Source organism: Alkalihalobacillus sp. MEB130 (assembly GCF_032335535.1).
In the GTDB taxonomy this organism is placed as follows: domain Bacteria; phylum Bacillota; class Bacilli; order Bacillales; family Bacillaceae_D; genus Halalkalibacter.
The window spans coordinates 1-22,960 of record NZ_JAOANA010000022.1 but is presented as its reverse complement, the minus strand read 5'-3'; the positions used below and the strand labels follow the sequence as shown (position 1 = coordinate 22,960).

The window sequence follows — 22,960 nt, the reverse complement described above, 5'->3', positions numbered from 1 at the left end:
CATGAGTGAATAGATGAGGCGACAAAGGGCAAATCAGATCTGAGCACGTATGCTCTGACTCTGGGCCCTTTTTTGTTTGCCCATTTTTCTCAAAGAGGGTGAAGACGTGTCAGCACTAATCTCTTTAAACGGAGTCTCTTATCAGTATGAACAGGCAAAGGAATATGCGTTAAAAGAATTGACCGTTAAGATTGAGGCAAATGAATGGATTGCTGTACTAGGTCGTAATGGGTCAGGAAAGTCGACTTTTGGCCGTCTATTAAATGGTTTACTGCTACCTATTGAAGGATCTGTTCTAGTTTCGGATTTATCTACAAAAGACGAACAAGACGTATGGTCTATTCGCAAAAAGGTAGGGATGGTCTTTCAAAATCCTGATCATCAATTTGTTGCGACAACAGTAAGAGATGACTTAGCTTTTGGATTAGAAAACCTTGGCCTTGATCGATCCACTATGGAGGAGAGAATTACCGAATATGCTTCGCTAATTGGTATTACGCATCTTCTTGAAGCAGAACCACATCGTTTATCTGGAGGTCAGAAGCAACGTGTTGCTATTGCTGGGATTATGGCAATGGAGCCAGACGTGATTGTATTTGATGAGGCTACCTCTATGCTTGATCCTATTGGACGAAAAGAAGTGATGGATACGATTGCTATGCTCCACCAAAGAGGGGTTACCATTATTTCGATTACGCATGATATGGAAGAAGCTGTACGTGCGAGTCGTTTATTGCTCTTTCATGATGGGGAGCTTGCGATACAAGGAAGACCCCAAGAAGTATTTTCTCAAAAAGAGAGACTAGCAGAGTTCGGATTGTCTCTTCCTTTTTCTATAGAATTACAACATGAGCTAGAGAAATCTGGTATTACGTTGCCTAAGACATGTCTGACGGAAGAGGAGTTGGTTGCTGAGCTATGGACATTATATTCAATGAAGTAGAGTATCGCTATATGGAAGGTACTCCTTTTGAGAAGGTAGCGCTTCGTAATGTGTCACTCACGATTCCATCTGGTTCTTTTACGGCAGTAATAGGTCATACAGGCTCTGGTAAGTCAACCTTCATTCAACATATAAACGGGCTTCTACGTCCATCCAAGGGGTCCGTTAAAGTGGGACCATTTGAGATAAATGCTGTTGGAAAAAAGACTGATTTAAAGGGGTTACGAAAAAAGGTCGGTTTAGTGTTCCAGTATCCCGAGCATCAACTTTTTGAAGAAACGGTTGAAAAAGATATATGTTTTGGTCCAATTAATTTTGGATTACCTAGAGAGAAGGCGATCAAGCGTGCGAAAGAACTTCTCCCCCTTGTCGGGTTAAAAGAAGGGATCTTAGCATCTTCTCCGTTTCAATTAAGTGGTGGACAAATGCGAAGAGTAGCGATTGCAGGCGTCTTAGCGGTTCAACCTTCTGTTCTTGTATTGGATGAGCCAGCAGCAAGTCTCGACCCAGAAGGGCGCGAGCAAATGATGAAGTTGTTCTATGATTATCATAAATCAAATGAGACGACGACCGTGCTCGTCACTCACCATATGGAGGATGCGGCAAAGTATGCGGATCAAATTATTGTGCTTCATAACGGTGCAGTTGAAATGATGGGTGGGCGTGAACTAATTTTTGAACATGCATCTAGATTGCATGATATTGGGTTAGATTTACCAAGGTCTGTTCGTTTGCTGCAGAGTGTGAAAGATAAGTTTGGGTTAGATGAGGTTCCTATGCATTTTGATTCAAAAAGTACGGCTCATTTCTTAGGAAATGTAATAAAGGGGGAGTAGATTCTTGCTACAAAATGTCATCATTGGACAATATGTTTCTACTTCTTCGTTCTTACATCGTCTAGACCCGCGTTCAAAGTTACTTAGTGTCTTTATCCTTGTTCTTATTATCTTTCTAGCAAATAACTGGTTGGCAAATGCCTTCATTGTGATTTTTACGGTTGCTATGGTCGTTTTATCTCGTGTCCCCTTGTCTTTTATTTATAAAGGGATTCGACCCATTTTATGGCTCGTATTGTTTACCTTTATTCTTCATCTTTTTTTGACGAGACAAGGAGACGTTCTTTTTCGACTTGGCTTTTTCGTCCTTTATGAAGAAGCTCTAAGACAAGGAATTACGATAGCGATTCGGTTACTTACGATTATTTTGTTAACGTCACTCGTTACATTGACGACAAGGCCAATTGATTTAACCGACGGACTAGAATCTTTGTTTAGTCCTTTAAAGAAAATAGGTGTGCCTGCTCATGAGCTTGCGTTAATGATGTCTATATCACTCCGTTTTATCCCAACCTTCATGCAAGAAACAGAAAAAATTATGAAGGCACAAATGGCTAGAGGTGTTGATTTTACATCAGGTCCCATAGGACAGCGTATTAAAGCGTTACTCCCTTTATTAGTTCCCTTGTTTATTAGTGCTTTTAATCGTGCAGAAGACTTGGCATTAGCGATGGAGTCACGGGGATATAGGGGCGGGGAGGGACGAACCAAATACCGTGTCTTGCAATGGACTATGAAAGATACACTGGCCGTTGTAGGGTGTATTGGGTTTGGACTTACTATTGTTTGGTTACGATTGATATGAAAGGGTTGATAATGGTGCAACGAGTTGCTTTATGGGTTACTTACGAGGGAACCAACTTTTCAGGTTATCAAGTACAGCCCAATAGTCGAACGGTTCAGGAAGAAATTGAGCGTGCCCTCTCTCGCATTCATAAAGGAGAACAGATCCGTATTCACTCCTCTGGAAGAACGGATACCGGTGTTCATGCTAGAGGACAAGTTGTTCACTTTGACTCGCCTTTAGCGATCCCTGCTGATCGTTGGCCTAAGGCACTCAATGCCTGTCTCCCTGACGATATTCATATTTTAGAAGCAACGTATGTCGCCTTAGACTTTCATTCACGATATCATGCTGTAAAGAAAGAGTATCACTATCGCGTACTTTTGAGGAAAGAAGGAGATGTCTTTAGAAGAAATGTGACTCATCACGTTTCTTATCCGGTCTCTGTTAAGAAAATGCAAGAAGCTGCTCAAGCTCTTATCGGTACGTTTGACTTTTCTTCCTTCTGTGCAGCCAACACGAGTGTAGTTGATAAAGTACGCACGTTATTTGCTCTAACAATTGAACAAGATCGTGATGAGCTTGTATTCAAATTAGTAGGCAATGGCTTTTTGTATAATATGGTTCGAATTATTGTAGGTACGTTGCTCGAGATTGGTGCTGGCAAGCGTGCTTCAGAAGAACTAGCTGCGATTCTCCTAGCGAAGGATCGTACGAAAGCAGGAAAAACTGCGCCAGGGAATGGATTATTTCTCTGGAAAGTATCATACGAAACACCCATTTTCAGTGAAAATTATTAAGTTTAGAAAAAAGTAGTATAACAACGAGGCCTAGTGTAACATTTTGTTGACATTGGCTTTTGAATATTATATGATGTTAGATGGTAATTCCAAAACCCACTAGCCCCGGGTTCGGAATGTTACATTAGACACTGGTTTTAACATTTTAGATTTTATTTTAAAAATACGAAAGTTCGTTTCTTTAGGAGGGAAATTCATGCGTACAACATATATGGCAAAGCCAAACGAAGTTGAGCGTAAGTGGTATGTAGTAGACGCTGAAGGTCAAACGCTTGGTCGTTTAGCTTCAGAAGTTGCTTCTATCCTACGTGGTAAAACTAAACCAACTTTTACTCCTCACGTTGATACTGGTGATCATGTAATCATCATCAATGCTGAGAAAATTGAATTAACTGGTAACAAATTAAATGATAAGATTTATTACCGTCACACAAATCACCCAGGTGGTTTGAAAGCAACGAGAGCAGCTGACATGCGTGCTAACAAGCCTGAGCGTATGCTTGAGCTTGCAATCAAAGGAATGCTTCCAAAGAACACTCTTGGACGCGCACAAGGCATGAAGCTTCACGTATATGCAGGTCCTGAACACAAACATCAAGCTCAAAAACCAGAAGCTTACACGCTTCGCGGTTAATCGATAGGAGGGTATTATTTTGGCACAAGTACAATATTATGGCACAGGTCGCCGTAAGCACTCTGTTGCTCGCGTACGCCTATTACCAGGTGATGGCCGTATTGTTATTAACGGTCGCGAATTAGACGAATATTTCAACCTTGAAACATTAAAGCTTATCGTTAAGCAACCACTTGTTGAAGTTGGCGTTGAAGGTCAATATGACGTTAACGTAAACGTTGATGGTGGAGGTTACACAGGACAAGCGGGTGCTATCCGTCATGGTGTAGCTCGTGCTCTACTTCAAGTAGATCCTGACAACCGTCCTGCTCTTAAAACTGCAGGTTTCTTAACTCGTGATGCTCGTGCGAAAGAGCGTAAGAAATACGGTCTTAAAGCAGCACGTCGTGCACCTCAGTTCTCAAAACGTTAATTTCTGGCGTTTCGAAGGCTCTCATCCATTTTGGATGGGGGTCTTTTTTAGTGGATAAGTATGAAACAATTGTGTAGATGAACAATAATCATTATGTGTTGTGATAAAATAACTATATTCTTGTTGTTAAAGTGAAGTGTTATGAAAGCGCCGTCTTAAAAGATTAGGTAAGTAAGAGGAGGAGAAAGCCATGACAGTTGGGGAGCCTTGTAGAGTGATGATTGTGGATGATGAAACGTTAATTAGACAAGGAATTAAGCATTACTTTAACTGGGAAGAGGAAGGCTTTCAAATTGTAGGTGAAGCAGCAAATGGACAAGAGGCATTAGAGTTAATCAGCGAAGTGAAACCACATATTCTCATCACCGATATAGTCATGCCCATTATGGACGGAGAAGAGTTAACCAAAATAGTAAAAGAGAAATATCCTCATATTGAAGTAATTGTTCTTAGTAGCTTTGGGGAGTTTGATTATGTACGTTCGAGTTTTCAACATGGTGTTGTAGATTATATTTTAAAACCGAAGTTAGATGCACAAATTTTATTGGAAGTATTGCGAACGGCAGTTAAACGAATACCAGATTTTCAAGTTTTGAAACAAAATGGAACGACACCTGCTTCATTGGAGCAACTTGTCGACAAACTTATATCTGGTTTTGAGATTACTGAGAATATTGAGGAAATAAGAACGTTGTTTCCTTATGACTCGTTCATATTACTAGCTGCAGATATTGCCAATGTTCCTACTGTGCAAGAGGAAGTAAAAGAGTTAATTCAATGGGCATTTCAAGATCAGATGGACGATACGATTTGTTCTTTTTTAAAAGTAGAAAAAGAGAGACTTCTATTTTTATTAAATGTCGAAGCGAATATATATTCCCATGTAGTAGAAACATTAAAGGATTGTAGTAAACGTCAAGCGAAAGTAGGATTCTTGTTGACTGATCCTTTCTCACACTTTCATGAAGTGGGTGATGTGTATCGAGAGTCGCTTTCAAAACTTAATCAATATCGTTTTTATTATCCAGATACCCCTGTTACGTTACAAAGTGATCTTGAGATGGAGCAGGATTCCCCCCCACATTTTAACTTAGAGTGGGTAACAGAAGAGCTAAAAAGAGAACGGTTCGATTCTGCTTTTCATTATCTGTATGAACACGGTCAAACGTTAACGACCTATTTTACAATTGATGTTCAAGAGTTTAAATCGCTTTTTAACAATATGATTTTTACTCTTACGATATTAGTTAGAAATATCGGATATGATGTTAAAGAATTAGAAAAACAAAAGTATAAATCTATGCGGTTGATAGATGAAGCGCAGACTGCCAAAAAAGTGTTGAGTGATTTAGAAGGATTTATAGAAGAAGCTAAGAGATGTATAGTTGAACAACAGCCGTCGATAGAAAATCAAAATATGAAAAAGTTACTCTCCTATATTGCAGAAAATTATATGAAGCCTCTTACGTTAACGGAAGTCGCAAAGTATTTTCATTTTAACCCGTCTTATTTATCTAGTTACTTTACGAATCATAATAAAGAAGGCTTTAGCGAATATGTTAATAAAATTAGAATTGATGCAGCCATTAAGCTATTGCGAACAAGTTCGGTACCGATTTCAGATATAAGTGCGCAAGTTGGCTATTCCGATCATAGTTACTTTTGTAAAGTGTTTAAAAAGGCAACGGGGTATTCCCCAAGTCAATATCGAAGAAAATTATTAAAGTAGGACTATCTAATGAAAACATTTATTGAACAATTAAAATATAACAGTTTATTTCTTAAACTTTTTTTATTAACTTTTATTATTATCATATCTGTTTCTGTTGCCATAACAATGACAACGTTACGACAGTCAGAGCGATTGTTTATTGATACATTTAGCATTACAAATGCCAAAGTATTAAGTCAGATAAAAGGGAATTTTGAAGGGTATAATTACGCCATTATTGATTCGGCGAACCATTTACAGCAAAATGGAACGATTAGATCGCTGTTATCAGAAGAGCAAACGAACCGTGATTTAATGAGTGCATATTACCATCTGAATACGCAGATGAATTTAGTGAAGTCTAACTTTGAGCGATATGAGACAGGAATTTTAATAACTGGAATCAATGGGCTCACATTTTCTTCTGACCGATCTTATTGGCCTTTTCCTGATGAAGTCTGGTTAGAGCATGATGTGATGAAACATACATGGGATGAGCCACGTTGGCTTCAGTATCAAACATATGAAGCACCGAATCAAGGACAGGTGATTGTGGCTTCGAAAGCACTTATGGAGAGAATATCTAGAAACATTTATGGGACTGTTCATTTTGCCATGAGTGAATTAGACTTTCGCCAGTTTTATCAAACGTTTACGAGTACAGGGAATGATGTGTATATTGTAGATCTTAACGGTCAGATTGTATCTAGTAATGTAGAAGAAATGATTGGTCAGAAGGATGATCTGTTATTAGAAGCGGTGATAGATGTTGCCACATCGACGTTAGACTATACAAATGTAGAATTAATGGGGAAGGAGCACATGGTGTTAGCTGAGTACCTTCCCTTTTTTGATATGTATCTCGTTAATGCAATCAATCGTGACGTTGTTAGTGCAGCTGTTATTGATAAGAAAAGCATTGCTTTATTTAGTATTGGAACGGTGTTGCTTGCATTAATTCTTGTCTTTTTTATTTCAAGGAAATTGACGAATTCATTATCTTCCCTTGTAAAACAAATTGGGAATGCGTCCAAGCATGATTTTCATCAATATGTCACGGTAAGTGGAGCTTATGAAACAAGGCAAATTGGTATTGCATTTAATGCGATGTTAGACGAGATCCATGAGTACGTCGAACAGGTGATGTTATCTCAGAAAAAACAACGTAACGCAGAGCTTGCAGCATTACAACAACAAATCAATCCACATTTTCTTTATAACACGTTAACTTCGATTAAGTTTTTGGTACAACAGGGCAGTAAAGAAGAGGCAGTTGAAACGATTCATTCTCTTATTTCACTTTTACAAAATACGATAGGAAATGTAGATGAAATTGTTACGGTAGATCAAGAAATCACTAATTTAAAAAACTATGTTTTTATTAATCAAAAACGGTATGGCAATCGAATTAAAGTAAATTATTTTGTGGGACCTGATTGTAAAAACGATTATGTACCGAAGTTGATTTTACAGCCTTTTGTAGAAAATGCATTTTTCCATGGCTTTAATAAGAAAGCGGCTGGTTCGATTCACATTATGGTCTGGCAAGAAGAGGACAAGCTTATTTGTGAAGTAATAGATAACGGGGATGGGATGTCTAATTCAAATCATAACAAGCTCCCAAAAACGAAAAGAAAATCACAACATTTTTCTGGTATTGGTATTCGAAATGTTCATGAACGTATTCAGTTGCTTTATGGTGACATGTATGGCGTCGAAATTTCAAGTGAGATAGGGAATGGAACAAAGGTAAGAATTACACTTCCGATAACAAAAGAATAAAAAATACAAAAATCTAAAGATATTCCTAATTTGTTTAAAGTGTAAATCTGAACATGTGAAAATAAAACAAAAGGATAAAAAGATAGTCCTAACTCTAAAAAGCATGCAGGTGATAATATGAAATTGTAAGTTAGAAAACGCTTTCAAAGAGCGAAGGGGGACTAGAAAGATGAAAAAAATGATTGGTGTTTTATTTTTACTCATTACGATGCTACTAGCAGCTTGTTCAGGAGGAAACTCAACAACGACAAATGATACAAATGATGATAGTAGCGAAAATGGTTCAGGAACTAGTAGCGAGGCGATTACAATTTGGGCTTGGGACCCGAATTTTAACATTAAAGCAATGGATTTAGCAAAAGAAGTGTACGCTGCTGAAAATCCAGATCTTGAAATTAACATTAACGAATTTGCACAAGATGATATTATTCAAAAGTTGAATACGAGTTTAAGTTCTGGTTCAACAAGTGGATTACCGAACATTGTTCTAATAGAAGATTATCGTGCGCAAAGCTTTTTGCAAGCGTATCCAGACTCATTCCATCCTTTAACAGGTGCTTATAATACGGATGATTTTGCACCATATAAAATTGCACCAACAAGTCTTGACGGGGAAAATTTTGGACTACCATTTGATACAGGGGTAGTGGGGTTATATGTGAGAGCTGATTATTTAGAAGAAGCAGGTCATTCTGTAGAGGATATGCAAGATATTGATTGGAACCAATTTATTGAGATTGCGAAAGATGTAAAAGAAGCAACAGGAAAACATATGTTAACACTTGATCCGAACGATCTTGGTCTTGTAAGAATGATGATCCAAACAGCAGGTGCTTGGTATGTAGAGGAAGATGGATCAACACCAAATATCGCTGATAATGAAGCAATCAAAGCAGGATTTGAAGTATTTAAGACACTTATTACGGAAGATTTAGCAAAACCAATTTCAGACTGGAGTCAATTCTTAGCAGGTTTCAACAATGGAGAGGTAGCATCTGTTCCTACTGGTAACTGGATTACACCATCTATTAAAGCAGAAGAGTCTCAATCAGGTGACTGGGCTGTTGTACCATTTCCAAGTCTACCAGGATTCCCGGATTCTGTGAATGCTACGAACCTAGGTGGAAGCTCTTGGTATGTTCTTGATATCGACGGCAAAGAAGAAGCAACGGATTTCTTAGTGAATACATTTGGTTCAAGCACTGAGTTATATCAGCAGTTTATTACTGAGATTGGTGCAATGGGAACGTATTTACCAGCTTCTGAAGGTGATGCTTATCAAGTAGAAGATGAGTTCTTTGGCGGACAAACAATTTATGCTGATTTTTCTCAATGGTCAGAAGAAATTCCACAAGTGAACTTTGGTCTTCACACTTATGCGATAGAGGATATTCTTGTTGTTGAAATGCAAAATTACCTTAATGGCAAAGATGTTGATCAAGCGTTAGTTGATGCTCAGACTCAAGCAGAAAACCAAATTAGATAATGACAAGTAAATAGGAATAGTTTGAGTGAGGAGCTTGGAAACTCGCCGGCTTCGCCAAAAATCCTTTTGAAGGACCGGCTGCAGGCGAGATTTCTAAGCTTTTTTCAATCAATTCGAACAAGCAACTCACTTGAAAGAAAAAGCTAGTCCAACCAAGCTACTTATAAAAAACAAGACTTAGGGCTTCAATAAAGGAGTGACTTCAGGTGGAAACAGCAAAATCAATCCCGCAAGAATCTCCCCCTCAGAAAAAGAGACCAAAGAATTTGGGGAGAAATTTACGTTTTAAAAATGGATTAATCGGTTGGTCTTTTGTTCTACTTTCTGTTGTATTAATATCTGTATTTTATTTCTATCCAATGGCATCTGCCTTACTTTTATCGTTCCAGTCAGGAACCGGACGAAACCTTGAATATGTAGGGTTTGATAATTATCTTCGTTTGTTTAATGATCCTACTTTCATTACGGCTGTAAAAAATACGGTTATTTATTTAATCATTCAAGTACCAGTCATGATTTTTCTAGCATTATTAATATCTGTTTTATTAAACGATAAGAAGCTCATGGGAAAAGGTTGGTTTCGTACAGCGATCTTTTTACCTTGTGTAACGTCTCTTGTAGCGTATTCTGTTATTTTTAAATACTTGTTTGGCACAGATGGATTAATTAATGTGATGTTGATGAACATGGCCATTGTGTCACAACCTGTCCAGTGGTTGACTGACCCTTTCTGGGCTAAGGTTACGATTATTATTGCTATTACATGGAGATGGACTGGATATAACATGATTTTCTATCTATCTGCTCTTCAAAATATAGATAACTCAATTTATGAAGCGGCCAAAATTGATGGTGCTAATGCCATTCAACGATTCTTTATCATTACGATTCCGATGTTAAAGCCAATTATCTTGTTTACGTCAATCACATCAACAATCGGGACATTGCAATTATTTGATGAAGTTATGAATATAACCGGTGGAGGCCCAGGAAACTCGACATTAACGATATCGCAATACATCTATAATTTATCGTTTAAATATACGCCTGATTTCGGTTATGCCGCGACAGTCTCTTATGCAATCGTGGTATTGATCGTATTCTTCTCAATCTTACAGTTTAAAGCGGCAGGTGATAAAAATGCATAGGCTAAAACGATCTCTCATTTATCTTATATTATCAATTATTTCTATCGTTTCTATTTTTCCATTCTTTTGGATGATTGTTAGTGCCACGAATAAATCAGTAGATGTGACGCGAGGACGTTTACTTCCAGGAACTCATTTATGGGAGAACTTTCAAAATCTTATTGAGACGGTGAATCTTGTTCCCGCTCTAATGAATTCAGCTAAAATATCTATCATTACAACCGTATTGTCGTTGCTTATTGCATCTCTTGCTGGATATGGTTTTGAAATTTTCCGTAGTAAAGCGAAGGATGTCGTGTTTAACATCTTACTATTATCGATGATGATTCCATTTGCGGCATTGATGGTTCCGTTATTCCGTATGTTTGGTTCTTTTTCACAATATGTTCCATTTGTCGGAGTGGATACGATCCCAGCTGTTATTTTACCAACAATGACGACCGCATTTCTCATCTTTTTCTTTAGGCAATCGACGAAGATGTTTCCTAAGGAAATGCTAGAAGCGGGTAGAATTGATGGGTTAACGGAACTTGGTGTGTTCTTTAGAATTTATATTCCTACGATGAAAACAACCTACTCTGCAGCTGCCATTATTACGTTTATGGCAAGTTGGAACAATTACTTATGGCCACTCGTAATCTTACAGTCGCCTGAAAATCAAACGATTCCATTATTAATTTCGAATCTAGGATCAAGTTATACTCCAGATTACGGCATGATTATGCTAGCAATCGTGATTGCAACGCTACCAACAGCGCTCGTATTCTTCTTAATGCAAAGACACTTTGTTGCAGGAATGATGGGGTCTGTAAAAGGATAAATAACGCAATACATTGAGAGAGGAAGAGGATTATGACTGTTACACCCAAATTAGCTTGGCTTTCTGATACGAGTGTGTTTGCTGTCAATCGTTTGCCGGCACATTCAGATCACACATACTATGAAACGGTGAAAGAAGCACAAAAAAGAAAAACAATGGCATTACGCCATGATTTAAATGGGAATTGGAAGTTTCACTATGCGATTAATCCGGCTACACGTCCGCAAGACTTTTACAAACTAGAATATGAATGTGGAAGTTGGGACGATATTACGGTACCGGGACATATTCAATTACAAGGGTATGGGAAGCCTCAATATGCAAATACCATGTACCCTTGGGATGGGCATCATCATCTTCGTCCGCCAGAGGTACCTGCTGATGACAATCCAGTCGGAAGTTACGTGAAGTATTTTCAAGCTCCAGAAAACTTTAAAGATAAGCCAGTGTATATTTCATTTCAAGGAGTCGAATCAGCGTTTTATCTCTGGCTAAATGGTGAGTTTGTTGGTTATAGCGAAGATAGCTTTACACCTGCAGAATTTGACCTAACTCCTTATTTACAAGAGGGGGAAAACAAGCTATCTGTAGAGGTGTACCAAAGAAGTACGGGTAGCTGGTTAGAAGATCAAGATTTCTGGCGTTTTTCAGGAATTTTTAGAGACGTGTATTTGTATACGGTTCCAGACATTCATTTGTATGATGTCGACATTCGAACAGAGTTAGATGATCGCTATGAACATGCCGTATTGCAAGGAGAGTTTACAAGCGTATCTGACATTCCTACGGGTACCTCGATTGTTGGTGAACTTTATGATAACAAAGGTGAATTGCTCCTTGAAGGAACAGCTGTGCAAACGGGAGATAAGAAATGGACTCTTTCTGAAAAAGTAGAGAAACCAAACCTTTGGAGTGCAGAAGACCCGTATCTCTATGAATTGTATATTCATGTCTACAAAGAGGATGGTACTTTAGTAGAATGTATTCCACAGTCTATAGGCTTTCGTAAGTTTGAGATGATTGATAAGGTGATGTGCTTAAACGGCAAACGAATTGTGTTTAAAGGGGTCAACCGCCACGAATTTAATTGTCGTAACGGACGAGTCGTAACGAAAGAAGATATGCTATGGGATATTAAAACCCTTAAGCAAAATAACATGAACGCTGTTCGTACCTCACATTATCCAAACCAAAGCTATTGGTATGAGTTATGCGATCGTTACGGAGTGTATGTGATTGATGAGATGAATCTTGAAACTCACGGTTCATGGCAGAAGATGGGGGCTGTTGAGCCGTCATGGAATATTCCAGGTAACCTTCCAGAATGGCAAGATATTGTCATGGACCGAGCTATTTCTATGTATGAACGTGATAAAAATCATCCTTCCATTTTAATTTGGTCATGTGGAAATGAATCGTATGCTGGGGAAGTTATTTTGAAATGTAGTCAATATTTTAAGGAAAAAGACCCAGGGCGTCTTGTTCATTATGAAGGTGTGTTCTATGACCGCACCTATGAAGCGACAAGTGATATGGAAAGTCGCATGTATGCAAAACCGCAAGATATTATTGAGTATCTTGAAGGAAATCCACAAAAGCCCTACATTAGCTGCGAGTATATGCATGCGATGGGGAACTCTGTTGGCGGGATGTACAAATATACGGATTTAGAACAAGCGTATCCGTTGTATCAAGGTGGCTTCATTTGGGATTATATTGACCAATCGTTAGTAAAAAAAGATCGTTATGGGGTAACGCATTTAGCCTATGGTGGAGATTTTGAAGATCGTCCAACGGATTATTTCTTCTGTACGAACGGAATTGTGACGGCCGATCGACAAATCTCTCCAAAAATGCAGGAAGTCAAATACCTTTATCAAAATGTAAAGTTGCAAGTAGATAAGTCAGGGGTTACCGTTTTAAATCAAAATTTATTTGTTGATACGAGTCGATATGCCCTTGAGTATGATGTGCTTTATCAGGGCACTATTGTTTATCAAAGTGAGCAACATGTAGTTGCAGTTGCTCCTGGTGAAGAAGGAAGATTTGAGTTTTCATTACCTGAAGATTTGTTTGCAGAACATGGTGCGGGTGAATATGCGATTCACGCTCGACTCGTGTTAGTGGAAGACGAACGATGGGCGAAAGTTGGTCATGAGATTGCATTTGGTCAGTATATTTTTAAAGAAGAAATCGAGACAAGCAAGATTCAACTAAATTCACGTACTAAAAAGCTGAAACTGGTTGAAGGTGATGTGAATATTGGCGTTCATGGTCAAGACTTTAGCATCTTATTTTCAAAACAAGCTGGAACACTTGTCTCGATAAATTATGAAGGTCGGGAAATGATTTCTGTTCCTCCTATGCCATTATTCTGGAGGGCGACAACCGATAACGATAAAGGATTTGGTCAAGCATTTCATTCGGGTATGTGGTATGCAGCAAGTCTTGCTCGTCAATGTACAGCTGTTGAGTTAGAAGAGAAAGAGCATAGTGTGACCGTTACGTTTACTTATAAATTCTCTATCTCGGAAGAGGTTTCAGTTACGACATCATATGAGGTGTTGTTAGGTGGGCAAATCCGTGTTACATCAACGTATCATGGAGCAGCAAACCTCCCGCAACTGCCAATCTTTGCGTTATCGATGAAAGTTCCAGCTGATTACGAAAACCTAAAGTGGTATGCAATGGGGCCTGATGAGAACTACTCAGATCGTGCAAAAGGGGCGCGTCTTGGTATCTTTGAAAATACGGTTTTAGATAACGTGTCTCCGTATGTGATGCCTCAAGAGTCAGGGAATCGAACGGGGGTAAGAAGCTTAGAAGTAACGAATTCACTTGGCCGCGGGTTGAAAATTAAAGCTGAAGGTAAGCCACTAGAATGTAATGCTTCTCCTTACACTGCTTTTGAATTAGAACATGCAAATCATCATTATGAATTACCAAATATTCATTATACGGTACTGACTATTTCTGGGAAACAGATGGGTGTCGGTGGAGATGATAGTTGGGGTGCGCCTGTTCATAACGAGCATCTCATAAAAGCAAATGGCGCGTTAACATTTGAATTTACTATTGACCGTATGTAAGGAGTGTGTCAAAAGGTCTCTAGGTCCTTTTGACACACGAACTGTTTTTATAATCGTAGGAGGATCGCTATGTCTATTCAATTTGATCAAACGACTCAAACCTTTCATTTAACTGCAAAAAATACAAGCTATATTTTCCAGATAGTACGAGATGGCTATTTAGCGCATTTATATTGGGGTAAAAAGGTAAATGCGTATCATCATTCAAATGAACTACGGTTTACGGATCGTTCATTTTCTGCCAATCCAGAAGCGGAAGATCGTACGTTTTCACTAGATACATTACCTCAAGAATATCCTTCTTTTGGTCATTCTGATTACCGCAATCCAGCGTTTCAAGTTCAATTAGAAAACGGTTCGACTGTAACGGATTTACGCTACGTATCTCATACAATCTTTAAGGGGAAACAAGGGTTAGAAGGGTTGCCTGCAACTTATGTAGAGCATGAGAATGAGGCAGAAACAATTGAAATAACCTTAAAGGATGACCTGATCAACTTAATCGTTATTTTAAGTTACACCGTATTTGAAAACTTCGATGCAATTACGAGATCGGTTCGGTTTGTCAATGAAGGCGAATCGAACTTGAAACTTTTAAAGGTTTCAAGCGCAAATGTTGATTTTCGCCAGTCTGATTTTGATTTAATTAGTTTGCCGGGCGCATGGGGAAGAGAGCGTTATGTAGCAAGAACGGAGTTGCGTCCTGGTATGCAATCAGTGGAAAGTCGCCGCGGGGCAAGTAGTCATCAGCAAAATCCATTTATGGCCCTTGTTTCAAAAAATACAAATGAAGAATATGGCGAAGTTTTTGCGTTTAGTTTTGTCTACAGTGGAAACTTCTTGAGCTCAGTTGAGGTCGATCAGTTTGGCTATTCTCGGGCAACGATGGGAATTAATCCATTCGACTTTTCGTGGTTGTTAGAACCTGGATCCGAGTTTCAAGCACCTGAGGTTGTAATGGTCTATTCAGCAAATGGATTAGGTGCGATGTCTCATACGTACCACCGCTTGTATCGTACGCGTTTATGCCGCGGGGAGTTCCGTGATAAACTACGTCCGATTCTTATTAACAATTGGGAAGCGACGTATTTTAATTTTAATGAGGAAAAGATCCGCGAGATTGCGCTTTTGGGGAAAAACCTTGGTATGGAATTGTTTGTATTAGATGACGGTTGGTTTGGAAAACGAGACAACGACACAACGTCACTAGGAGATTGGTTTATTGATAAAAAGAAACTTCCTAACGGGTTAGAGCCATTAGCTAACGAAATTCGAGATACAGGAATGGAGTTTGGGTTATGGTTTGAGCCAGAAATGATTTCCGTTGACAGTGAATTGTATCGCGAGCATCCGGACTGGTGCATCCATGTTCCAAATAGAAGGCGCTCAGAAAGCAGACAGCAGCTTATTTTAGACTTTTCGCGTAAAGACGTGTGTGATGAAATGATCTCTCGGGTGTCAGCCATTCTTGAAAGTGCCCCTATTACGTATGTGAAATGGGATATGAACCGTCATATGTCGGAGGTTGGATCAGCTGCACTGCCACCTGAACGCCAAAGAGAGACAGCGCATCGTTATATGTTAGGTTTGTATCGAGTAATGGATGAAATTACGTCTAGGTTTCCACATATTTTGTTTGAGAGTTGTTCTGGTGGTGGTGGACGATTTGATCCAGGTATCCTTTATTACATGCCACAAACGTGGACGAGTGATAATACTGATGCGATTTCCAGGCTGAAAATTCAGTATGGTACAAGCTTAGTGTATCCAACAAGTTCAATGGGGGCACACGTGTCTGCAGTGCCAAACCATCAAGTCGATCGTATCACTTCACTTGATGTCCGAGGACATGTTGCCATGTCTGGAAACTTTGGTTATGAGTTAGATGTGACGGAAATGTCTGCAGAAGAAAAAAACATTGTCTCTGAACAAGTCGAGTTTTATAAACAAATCAGACCAATCGTTCAATTTGGTGAATTTTATCGTTTGTTTAATCCTTTTGAATCGAATCATGCGGCTTGGATGTTTGTTAGTGATGATCAATTAGACGCTGTCTTAACGTATGTAAAAGTTTTAGCAGAACCAAGTGATGCGTTTATCAAGGTCTGTTTAAAAGGGTTGAATCCTGATGTGAAATATCATATTGAAGCAATCGGAAAAAGCTTTTATGGTGATGAATTAATGAATGTTGGCTTGAATATCCCGTTAATGAATGGTGACTTTAAAAGTATTATGTGGCATTTAAAGGCAGAATAGTGATCTGGATAAGAAAAAGATCTGAAATGATTTTTCCAGTTCCTTCATATTTAATATGAAATTCAAAAGACAAATAATTACGACCTTAAAGCAGATTCTGTTTCAACAACGCTAATACGATGTTTGGAAGGCTCTCATCCTTTGATGGGGGTCCTTTTTGTTGAAGGGATCATGTTGCGATGTTGGTTGCTCTTGCTGGTAAAAGGACATTCTATAACAGACCATTTTTTTTGGAGGTTGTGTATGAAAGTCTTATCAATGATTCAACCTTGGGCAAGCCTTTTTGTACTTCGAGAAGCGCAATATGAAACAAGGTCATGGAAAACGAACTATCGTGGACCATTAGCCATTCATACGAGCAAAAAGATAGATAAAGCCGTTTGCCGTCATCATGCCGTTCAAGCTTTGCTAAAAAAACACGGATACGTAACAGATAGCTTACCTACAGGAAAGATTATTGCAACATGCTATCTGGAACATTGCTTACAAGTTACAGAAAGTAATGAAACCTCTGCCCTTTTAGAAGATGGCCGACGTGTTTCTGGAAATGACTTTTTCTTAGGAGACTATAAGATAGGTGGTTATGTCTGGGTTGTACGAAATATGCAATCACTCAATTCGTTTATTCCAGCTAAGGGACAACTCGGGTTATGGGAGTATGATGTGTAGGAAGTTGGATCGGAATTTTGATTTGTGAATCAGTTGGACAAAATCAACAATATTTCCACTGCATGCACGATGTTTCCACTCCTCATACTAAAAAAAAGAAATGAAAGGAAAGGAGTGGAGTAGCATGACAGTAACGTTGCTATCTGAAAAGCGTAGGGAAAAACAATGGAAATTTGAACGAAGCGTCCTTAGAAGCCTTTCGTTGAAGAAACTCAAAGCAAACGTGCAAGAACATTTCAAACCTGTTGTTCCTTTTCATTTTCTTTCCCACCCTTTTTTATTAGACCCATGTATGGATATGGCAATTGATGCGTACTTATTAGGAGCAGAGTATGGAAAGTTCGGGTATTTAGGAGAATCGATTTCAGAAGTAAAGCGAAGATGTGATGATGAGCTAACAGAGATTACCCATTGTATTTTTAACTTAGTACAAGGGTGGTTGCTGGATTCAGACTATGTACTTGATTCATTACAGATTGCAACCGAAGCATTTGTTGATCAATGGTGGACGAAAGGATTCACTGAAGGTGAAAAAAGATATCGATTACGATTGCATTAATTTATATAGGTAGAGGAATACAAAATAGGAGAAATCACTCCTTTTTTGTATTCCTTTTTCATATTATCCACCTTGTCCCAATATATATAAATGGACGAGGAGGGATGGTAGTGAATTTGATAAAGTGGGTAAAAGGTTGTGCCTTTGCATTAGGGGTTGTATGTTTGCTATTTATTATTCAATATCAATTTGTAAGCAATAGTTCTTGGTCAACATGGAATTTGCCGTTATCAGGTAAAATTATTGTAGTGGATCCAGGACATGGGGGAATTGACGGTGGTGCCGTCTCCAAAAGTGGAATTCTTGAAAAAGATGTAACCTTATTAATCAGTGAGCAGCTTAGAGATTATTTACAAGAAGCAGGAGCGCTCGTTCTCATGACAAGAGAGGATGACCATGATTTAGCCAATGCAGATACAAAAAAAGTGAGACAACGTAAAAATGAAGATTTACGACGTCGGGCTGAAATTGTGAACGGTTCGGATGCGGATATGTTTGTTAGCTTACATCTAAACGCGATTCCTTCTCCGAGGTGGAGTGGGGCCCAAACGTTTTACAATCGAACCCTTCCTGAGAATGAACGTCTAGCCAAACTCGTTCAAGCTGAAGTCACAAGAAACTTAGAAAATACAACGAGACAAGCAAAGCCTATTAATAATGTCTATTTGATTAAACAAGCATCAATTCCTGGAGTACTAATAGAGGCTGGCTTTTTATCAAATCCTACTGAAGCAGAATTGCTAAACACAGAAGAATATCAACAGAAAGTAGCCGCATCCATTTATCAAGGCATTTTGCGTTATTATACGGATGAAGAAGTTCAGGTTCAGGACTAGGGCGAATGTAACTGGATTCACGTTCCGTATTCTTCCTATGTTATACTAATGGTATAAATGGAAAAAGGAAGGTGTCCGTATTGGTAACAGAAGCTGTAGTCATCGAAGCATTAAAACGAGTAAAAGATCGAGACCTGAATCAAAATCTTGTTGAAACGGGTGGCGTCCGTGAAATAAAAGTGAAAGATGGCAATGTTAGTTTAAAAATTGCGTTAGCAAAAACGGGAACAGCCGAACAATTAGAAGTGCAGCAAGAGATCGTCAATGTTGTCAAAGGTGAGGGAGCGACTTCAGTAGGTCTTAGATTTGAAGAACTATCAGAAGAGGAGCTTCAAAAGTTAGGCGGTGTAAGTGAGCCTGCTTTTTTAGGTCCTCAAATTTTAGCACCAAATAGCAAAACGACATTTGTAGCAGTTACGAGTGGAAAAGGTGGGGTAGGAAAGTCCACGGTATCCGTTAACTTAGCGACCACTCTTGCTAGGTTAGGGAAAAAAGTAGGGATCATAGATGCGGACATTTACGGTTTTAGTGTCCCGGACATGATGGGGATTGAAGAGCGTCCAAAGGTAATTGCTGATCGAATTTATCCTGTTGAGCGCTTTGGAGTGAAAGTCATTTCTATGGGTTTCTTTGTTGAAGATAATGCTCCTGTCATTTGGAGAGGACCGATGCTTGGCAAAATGCTGAACCAGTTTTTCACCGAAGTAGAATGGGGAGACTTAGATTACTTAGTACTTGATTTGCCACCAGGAACAGGCGATGTTGCGTTAGACTTACATACGATGTTACCTCACTCGAAAGAAATCCTTGTAACGACACCACATGCTACGGCAGCGTTTGTTGCTGCAAGGGCGGGAACGATGGCAATCAAAACTCACCATGAAATTCTTGGTGTCGTAGAAAACATGGCTTATTTTGAGAGCCGTGTAACAGGAGAAAAAGAATATGTGTTTGGAACGGGTGGGGGAGAGCGTTTAACAGAAGAATTAAAAACAGATCTACTAGGACAAATACCACTAGGACAACCCGAGGTTAACAAAGATGATTTTGCCCCTTCTGTCTATGCTGCTGATCATCCAATCGGACAAATATACGAACAAATTTCTAAAAAAATTATCGACAAAACAAGCAAATAAAAAAGCCCATTGGGCTTTTTTTGTTGATTTTTAGTAGCAAAGATAAGTCAGGATTTGACGAAGGAGAGGTTAACTCCCGCCTCCGCCACCACCGCCTTCTTGGCCACCTTGTCCACTTTCGCCACCGCCGCCGCCTTGCTGTTGGTCTTGCTTTTCCATTTGTTGCTCAGCCACTCTTGTAAGAATCTCGTTTATTTTTGCTACAAAGTAAGGACTTTCAAAAGACTCTGACATAATGGCCATTACTTGTGTGCGATATTCTTTTGACTTCATCGTTTCTAAAAAGGCATCTTCCATTTCAGGATCTTGTAAAACGGTAATCATCATGGCCTGGTATTCAGGATCCTTCATTAAACTCTTTAAAAGTTTTTCATTTTCTGCTTGCATGCTTTCGGCGAATGTTTGGGCAAATTCAGGGTCTTGCATAACATCTTGCCAAAATTGTCTTCCTGCTTCTGATGTCAAAGTTTGTTGGATTGTCTCGCGGACAAAAGCATTGTCCATCACGATTTCTCCCTTTAACTCCTCATCACTCATGACTTCTTGGATGGCTTGTTTTCCTTCATCTGTCTGAAGCATATCCACCATCATTTTTTTTGTGCTTTCGTAGTCAGGACTGCTGTTTCCTCCGCCATTTTCAGCCGCGGCACAACTAGCAAGAATGATGCTGATGAAACTAACAATCAATACATAAGTGATTTTCTTCATGCTGTGCGGCTCCTTTCGGTCATTTTGTCATTAATTTGAGATATTTGTCGTTGATTTATTCATAACAATGTGAGAAGTTCTAGCAATTTTTTAAGGAGATTGTTACAATCATGGAAGCATAATTGAATATTGGAGGATTTGTCTGTGAACAGTCGAAAAGTTGTTTACTTATTTTTATCCACTCTTGTTATTGGTAGTATTAGTGGTGCGATTGTTGGATTAATATTGGAATTTGATGTATATACAGCTGGATCGTTTCTGAATTTTCTTTTTGGGTTGATTTGGTTGCTCGGTATTTGTGCAGCATTTAGTTTAATTAGTCAAATGGGTTTCTTTGCTTATCTAACTCTCCATAGATTTGGACTTGCTTTATTTAAATCACAAAAACTTTGGAATTATGTACAAATTATATTAATTGCCTTTGTCGTTTTTGATTTAATCTACTTCAGGTATATTGCATTTGCTGAACCTGGTGAAACAATTTTCCACTATAGCATTATGCCGATTTTGTTATTGGTCTATGGTTTGCTTATTGCGTATTTAAAAGCGAAAGATACTAATCCAGGTGCATTCATACCAGCTCTTTTCTTTATAGTTGTGGTGACAACAATTGAGTGGGTTCCTGCATTGACAGTTAATGAACCTAAATGGTTATGGCTTTACTTTACGCCTTTAATTGTAGCTAATACATGGCAATTGTTAATTCTACATCGTTTGACACGGACAGAAAGTAAGTAGAATGAGGGTCAAAGAAAGAGGGAGCTCTATGTAATCATAGAGCTCCCTCTTTTTTGTTACTTGATTTCTTGATTATCTGACTTAGTGCTTGCCATTAAATCTTCAACGGATGTGAAGGTAAAACCTTTTCCTCGTAATTGATCTATGATGATAGGTAGAGCTTTATGTGTCTGTTTCACTGAATCAGACGCGTGAAACAAAATAACATCACCTGAAGTAGTTTCAGGAACAACCGCATTTACAATCGCGTCGACCCCAGGATTTTGATAATCTTTAGAATTTATGCTCCAGTGTATAACGCTATATCCTTGCTTGTCTGCTAGTTCAAGAATGCGCTTGTCAAATGAACCGTTTGGTGGACGCAAAAGTGTTGGTTTGTCCCCAGTAAGCTCAGACAAAATTTGACTGCTTTGATTTAAATCTTTTCTTATTTTCTCATCTTCCCAGTCTGTGTAGTCTTTGTATTGATAGCCATGACTTCCAATCGAATGACCACGTTCTTTAATCTCAGCTACAACATCAGGGTATCGTTCAGCCCAAGAAGCCGAAACAAAAAAGTTTGCATGATCTACTTCTTTTTGGTCTAGAATGTCTAAAATCGGACCTATGCGATTTTCTCCCCAACTAAGATTAAACGTTAATGCAATTTGCTTATCGTCTGTTTCAGCTTTATAAAAAGCTTGTGGTCCATCTGGGGTAGAGAAGACCGCTATTTGGGAGCGTTCTACATAAAGCAAACCAGCGGTGAAAAAAGCCGCGATGATAATGAGTGATAATTGCTTAATTCGTTTGGCATGAAAAATCCAAAAGAAATTCATTGCTTACCCTCCTTGTCCATTGTTATGACCAATCTATGGTGGAAAGTTAGAAGTTATGAATAAAATTGGAACAAATTGAAAACAATTTAAAGGAGTTTTAAGAGGAGAACGAGATTTGAATCTTAGTAAGTTTTTTATAGTTGTTAGTCACAATAGTCGAGGTGGTTTGTGTGTTAGGGGTTATCTTAAATGAAAAAGAGGTACAAGAAGTCGAGTACATGTTAAAGAGAGAAATGGAAGAACTATTATTAGATTTGTCTGATCCGAGAATTGATGACGTAGTGAAACATGCTATGGAAGAAAAATATCAAATTGTATTTAAAATCTATAAAAGATTTGTACCTCCTAAGGAAACAATGAAATATGTATTGAACAAGCGCAACACACAATAATTTGTGTGTTGCTTTGCATGAAGGGTAGAAACAATAGGAATAAAAAAAGAATCGTAAAAAAATCATTTTCAAGTTGACTTTCGCCTAAGAAAGGTGATATATTATTCCTTGCCGCAAAGATAGTTGTTAATTGAGGGCTTGACCCCGATTGCAACATGTGGTAAAGTAAAACAAGTCGCAAATGCGATTAATGAGTTCTTTGAAAACTGAACAAAAGCCAAGCGAAAAGAGATACATGATATCTCGTCAATTTTTTCTCATCATTTTATTAAAAATGATGAAGTATCGTTAGCGATACATTTTGAGCTAATCAGCTTACCATTTTTATGGAGAGTTTGATCCTGGCTCAGGACGAACGCTGGCGGCGTGCCTAATACATGCAAGTCGAGCGGACTGATTAAGA

Annotated in this window: 21 protein-coding genes and 1 rRNA gene; 20 read left to right on the top strand and 2 right to left on the bottom strand. The window is 38.6% G+C overall.

Annotated elements, in window-relative coordinates:
* Positions 1-106: 106 nt before the first annotated feature.
* The 17 genes from N0O92_RS18785 (at position 107) to N0O92_RS18705 (ending at position 19,901) form a co-directional block, all read left to right on the top strand.
* Entirely contained in the window at positions 107-943 is an 837-nt protein-coding gene (locus tag N0O92_RS18785) for an energy-coupling factor transporter ATPase (protein WP_315616196.1), read from the top strand.
* On the top strand, positions 919-1,779 hold the full coding sequence (locus N0O92_RS18780; RefSeq protein WP_315616195.1) for an energy-coupling factor transporter ATPase: 861 nt from the start codon (positions 919-921) through the stop codon (positions 1,777-1,779). The genes N0O92_RS18785 and N0O92_RS18780 overlap by 25 nt, the downstream gene beginning before the upstream one ends.
* Positions 1,780-1,783: 4 nt before the next feature.
* Positions 1,784-2,584, top strand: a complete 801-nt coding sequence (locus N0O92_RS18775) for an energy-coupling factor transporter transmembrane component T family protein (RefSeq protein WP_315616194.1) — start codon at positions 1,784-1,786, stop codon at positions 2,582-2,584.
* Between the two features lie 14 nt (positions 2,585-2,598).
* A complete protein-coding gene (gene truA / locus N0O92_RS18770; protein WP_315616242.1) occupies positions 2,599-3,363 on the top strand; it encodes a tRNA pseudouridine(38-40) synthase TruA in 765 nt (254 codons plus the stop codon).
* 196 nt (positions 3,364-3,559) lie between these two features.
* Positions 3,560-3,997 (top strand): 50S ribosomal protein L13, encoded by a 438-nt coding sequence (gene rplM / locus N0O92_RS18765; protein WP_315616193.1) that lies wholly within the window; start codon positions 3,560-3,562, stop codon positions 3,995-3,997.
* Positions 3,998-4,016: 19 nt separating this feature from the next.
* On the top strand, positions 4,017-4,409 hold the full coding sequence (rpsI, locus tag N0O92_RS18760; protein ID WP_034745272.1) for a 30S ribosomal protein S9: 393 nt from the start codon (positions 4,017-4,019) through the stop codon (positions 4,407-4,409).
* A 190-nt stretch (positions 4,410-4,599) separates the two neighbouring features.
* On the top strand, positions 4,600-6,138 hold the full coding sequence (locus tag N0O92_RS18755; protein ID WP_315616192.1) for a response regulator transcription factor: 1,539 nt from the start codon (positions 4,600-4,602) through the stop codon (positions 6,136-6,138).
* A gap of 9 nt (positions 6,139-6,147) precedes the next feature.
* Positions 6,148-7,902: a sensor histidine kinase gene (locus N0O92_RS18750; protein WP_315616191.1), complete on the top strand. Its 1,755-nt coding sequence runs from the start codon at positions 6,148-6,150 to the stop codon at positions 7,900-7,902.
* A gap of 169 nt (positions 7,903-8,071) precedes the next feature.
* Complete coding sequence (locus tag N0O92_RS18745) at positions 8,072-9,388, top strand: ABC transporter substrate-binding protein (RefSeq protein ID WP_315616190.1); 1,317 nt, start codon at positions 8,072-8,074, stop codon at positions 9,386-9,388.
* Positions 9,389-9,654: 266 nt separating this feature from the next.
* Positions 9,655-10,536 carry a carbohydrate ABC transporter permease gene (locus N0O92_RS18740; protein ID WP_315616241.1) on the top strand — a complete coding sequence of 294 codons (882 nt, stop codon included), beginning with the start codon at positions 9,655-9,657 and terminating at the stop codon, positions 10,534-10,536.
* On the top strand, positions 10,529-11,356 hold the full coding sequence (locus N0O92_RS18735; protein ID WP_315616189.1) for a carbohydrate ABC transporter permease: 828 nt from the start codon (positions 10,529-10,531) through the stop codon (positions 11,354-11,356). Before N0O92_RS18740 ends, N0O92_RS18735 begins: the two co-directional genes overlap by 8 nt.
* A gap of 32 nt (positions 11,357-11,388) precedes the next feature.
* Positions 11,389-14,445 (top strand): beta-galactosidase, LacZ type, encoded by a 3,057-nt coding sequence (gene lacZ / locus N0O92_RS18730; protein ID WP_315616188.1) that lies wholly within the window; start codon positions 11,389-11,391, stop codon positions 14,443-14,445.
* 69 nt (positions 14,446-14,514) lie between these two features.
* On the top strand, positions 14,515-16,701 hold the full coding sequence (locus tag N0O92_RS18725) for an alpha-galactosidase (protein WP_315616187.1): 2,187 nt from the start codon (positions 14,515-14,517) through the stop codon (positions 16,699-16,701).
* A gap of 243 nt (positions 16,702-16,944) precedes the next feature.
* Positions 16,945-17,370, top strand: coding sequence for an ASCH domain-containing protein (locus N0O92_RS18720; RefSeq protein WP_315616186.1), 426 nt, complete (start codon positions 16,945-16,947; stop codon positions 17,368-17,370).
* A 124-nt stretch (positions 17,371-17,494) separates the two neighbouring features.
* On the top strand, positions 17,495-17,929 hold the full coding sequence (locus N0O92_RS18715) for a YbaK family protein (RefSeq protein ID WP_315616185.1): 435 nt from the start codon (positions 17,495-17,497) through the stop codon (positions 17,927-17,929).
* Between the two features lie 116 nt (positions 17,930-18,045).
* A complete protein-coding gene (gene cwlD / locus N0O92_RS18710) occupies positions 18,046-18,765 on the top strand; it encodes an N-acetylmuramoyl-L-alanine amidase CwlD (RefSeq protein WP_315616240.1) in 720 nt (239 codons plus the stop codon).
* An 80-nt stretch (positions 18,766-18,845) separates the two neighbouring features.
* A complete protein-coding gene (locus N0O92_RS18705) occupies positions 18,846-19,901 on the top strand; it encodes an Mrp/NBP35 family ATP-binding protein (protein WP_315616184.1) in 1,056 nt (351 codons plus the stop codon).
* 69 nt (positions 19,902-19,970) lie between these two features.
* On the opposite strand, the gene gerD is transcribed toward N0O92_RS18705, so the two are convergent.
* On the bottom strand, positions 19,971-20,609 hold the full coding sequence (gerD, locus tag N0O92_RS18700) for a spore germination lipoprotein GerD (RefSeq protein ID WP_315616183.1): 639 nt from the start codon (positions 20,607-20,609) through the stop codon (positions 19,971-19,973).
* 144 nt (positions 20,610-20,753) lie between these two features.
* Between gerD and N0O92_RS18695 the strand changes: the two genes are divergently transcribed.
* Positions 20,754-21,347, top strand: a complete 594-nt coding sequence (locus tag N0O92_RS18695) for a KinB-signaling pathway activation protein (protein ID WP_315616182.1) — start codon at positions 20,754-20,756, stop codon at positions 21,345-21,347.
* A gap of 56 nt (positions 21,348-21,403) precedes the next feature.
* Here the strand turns inward: N0O92_RS18695 and pdaB are convergent, their stop codons facing one another.
* Positions 21,404-22,165, bottom strand: coding sequence for a polysaccharide deacetylase family sporulation protein PdaB (pdaB, locus tag N0O92_RS18690; protein WP_315616181.1), 762 nt, complete (start codon positions 22,163-22,165; stop codon positions 21,404-21,406).
* A gap of 170 nt (positions 22,166-22,335) precedes the next feature.
* Here pdaB and N0O92_RS18685 point away from each other — a divergent pair, with 170 nt between their 5' ends.
* Complete coding sequence (locus N0O92_RS18685; RefSeq protein ID WP_315616180.1) at positions 22,336-22,557, top strand: hypothetical protein; 222 nt, start codon at positions 22,336-22,338, stop codon at positions 22,555-22,557.
* Positions 22,558-22,880: 323 nt separating this feature from the next.
* Positions 22,881-22,960, top strand: a 16S ribosomal RNA gene (locus tag N0O92_RS18680); the annotation flags it as partial.

What these genes read in the sequence shown, in the direction of transcription:
- N0O92_RS18780 (WP_315616195.1), top strand. Translation starts at nt 919, where the DNA reads ATGGACATTATATTCAATGAAGTAGAGTATCGCTATATGGAAGGTACT.
- rplM (WP_315616193.1), top strand. Translation starts at nt 3,560, where the DNA reads ATGCGTACAACATATATGGCAAAGCCAAACGAAGTTGAGCGTAAGTGG.
- N0O92_RS18755 (WP_315616192.1), top strand. Translation starts at nt 4,600, where the DNA reads ATGACAGTTGGGGAGCCTTGTAGAGTGATGATTGTGGATGATGAAACG.
- N0O92_RS18750 (WP_315616191.1), top strand. Translation starts at nt 6,148, where the DNA reads ATGAAAACATTTATTGAACAATTAAAATATAACAGTTTATTTCTTAAA.
- N0O92_RS18745 (WP_315616190.1), top strand. Translation starts at nt 8,072, where the DNA reads ATGAAAAAAATGATTGGTGTTTTATTTTTACTCATTACGATGCTACTA.
- N0O92_RS18735 (WP_315616189.1), top strand. Translation starts at nt 10,529, where the DNA reads ATGCATAGGCTAAAACGATCTCTCATTTATCTTATATTATCAATTATT.
- lacZ (WP_315616188.1), top strand. Translation starts at nt 11,389, where the DNA reads ATGACTGTTACACCCAAATTAGCTTGGCTTTCTGATACGAGTGTGTTT.
- N0O92_RS18725 (WP_315616187.1), top strand. Translation starts at nt 14,515, where the DNA reads ATGTCTATTCAATTTGATCAAACGACTCAAACCTTTCATTTAACTGCA.
- N0O92_RS18720 (WP_315616186.1), top strand. Translation starts at nt 16,945, where the DNA reads ATGAAAGTCTTATCAATGATTCAACCTTGGGCAAGCCTTTTTGTACTT.
- N0O92_RS18715 (WP_315616185.1), top strand. Translation starts at nt 17,495, where the DNA reads ATGACAGTAACGTTGCTATCTGAAAAGCGTAGGGAAAAACAATGGAAA.
- gerD (WP_315616183.1), bottom strand. Translation starts at nt 20,609, where the DNA reads ATGAAGAAAATCACTTATGTATTGATTGTTAGTTTCATCAGCATCATT.
- pdaB (WP_315616181.1), bottom strand. Translation starts at nt 22,165, where the DNA reads ATGAATTTCTTTTGGATTTTTCATGCCAAACGAATTAAGCAATTATCA.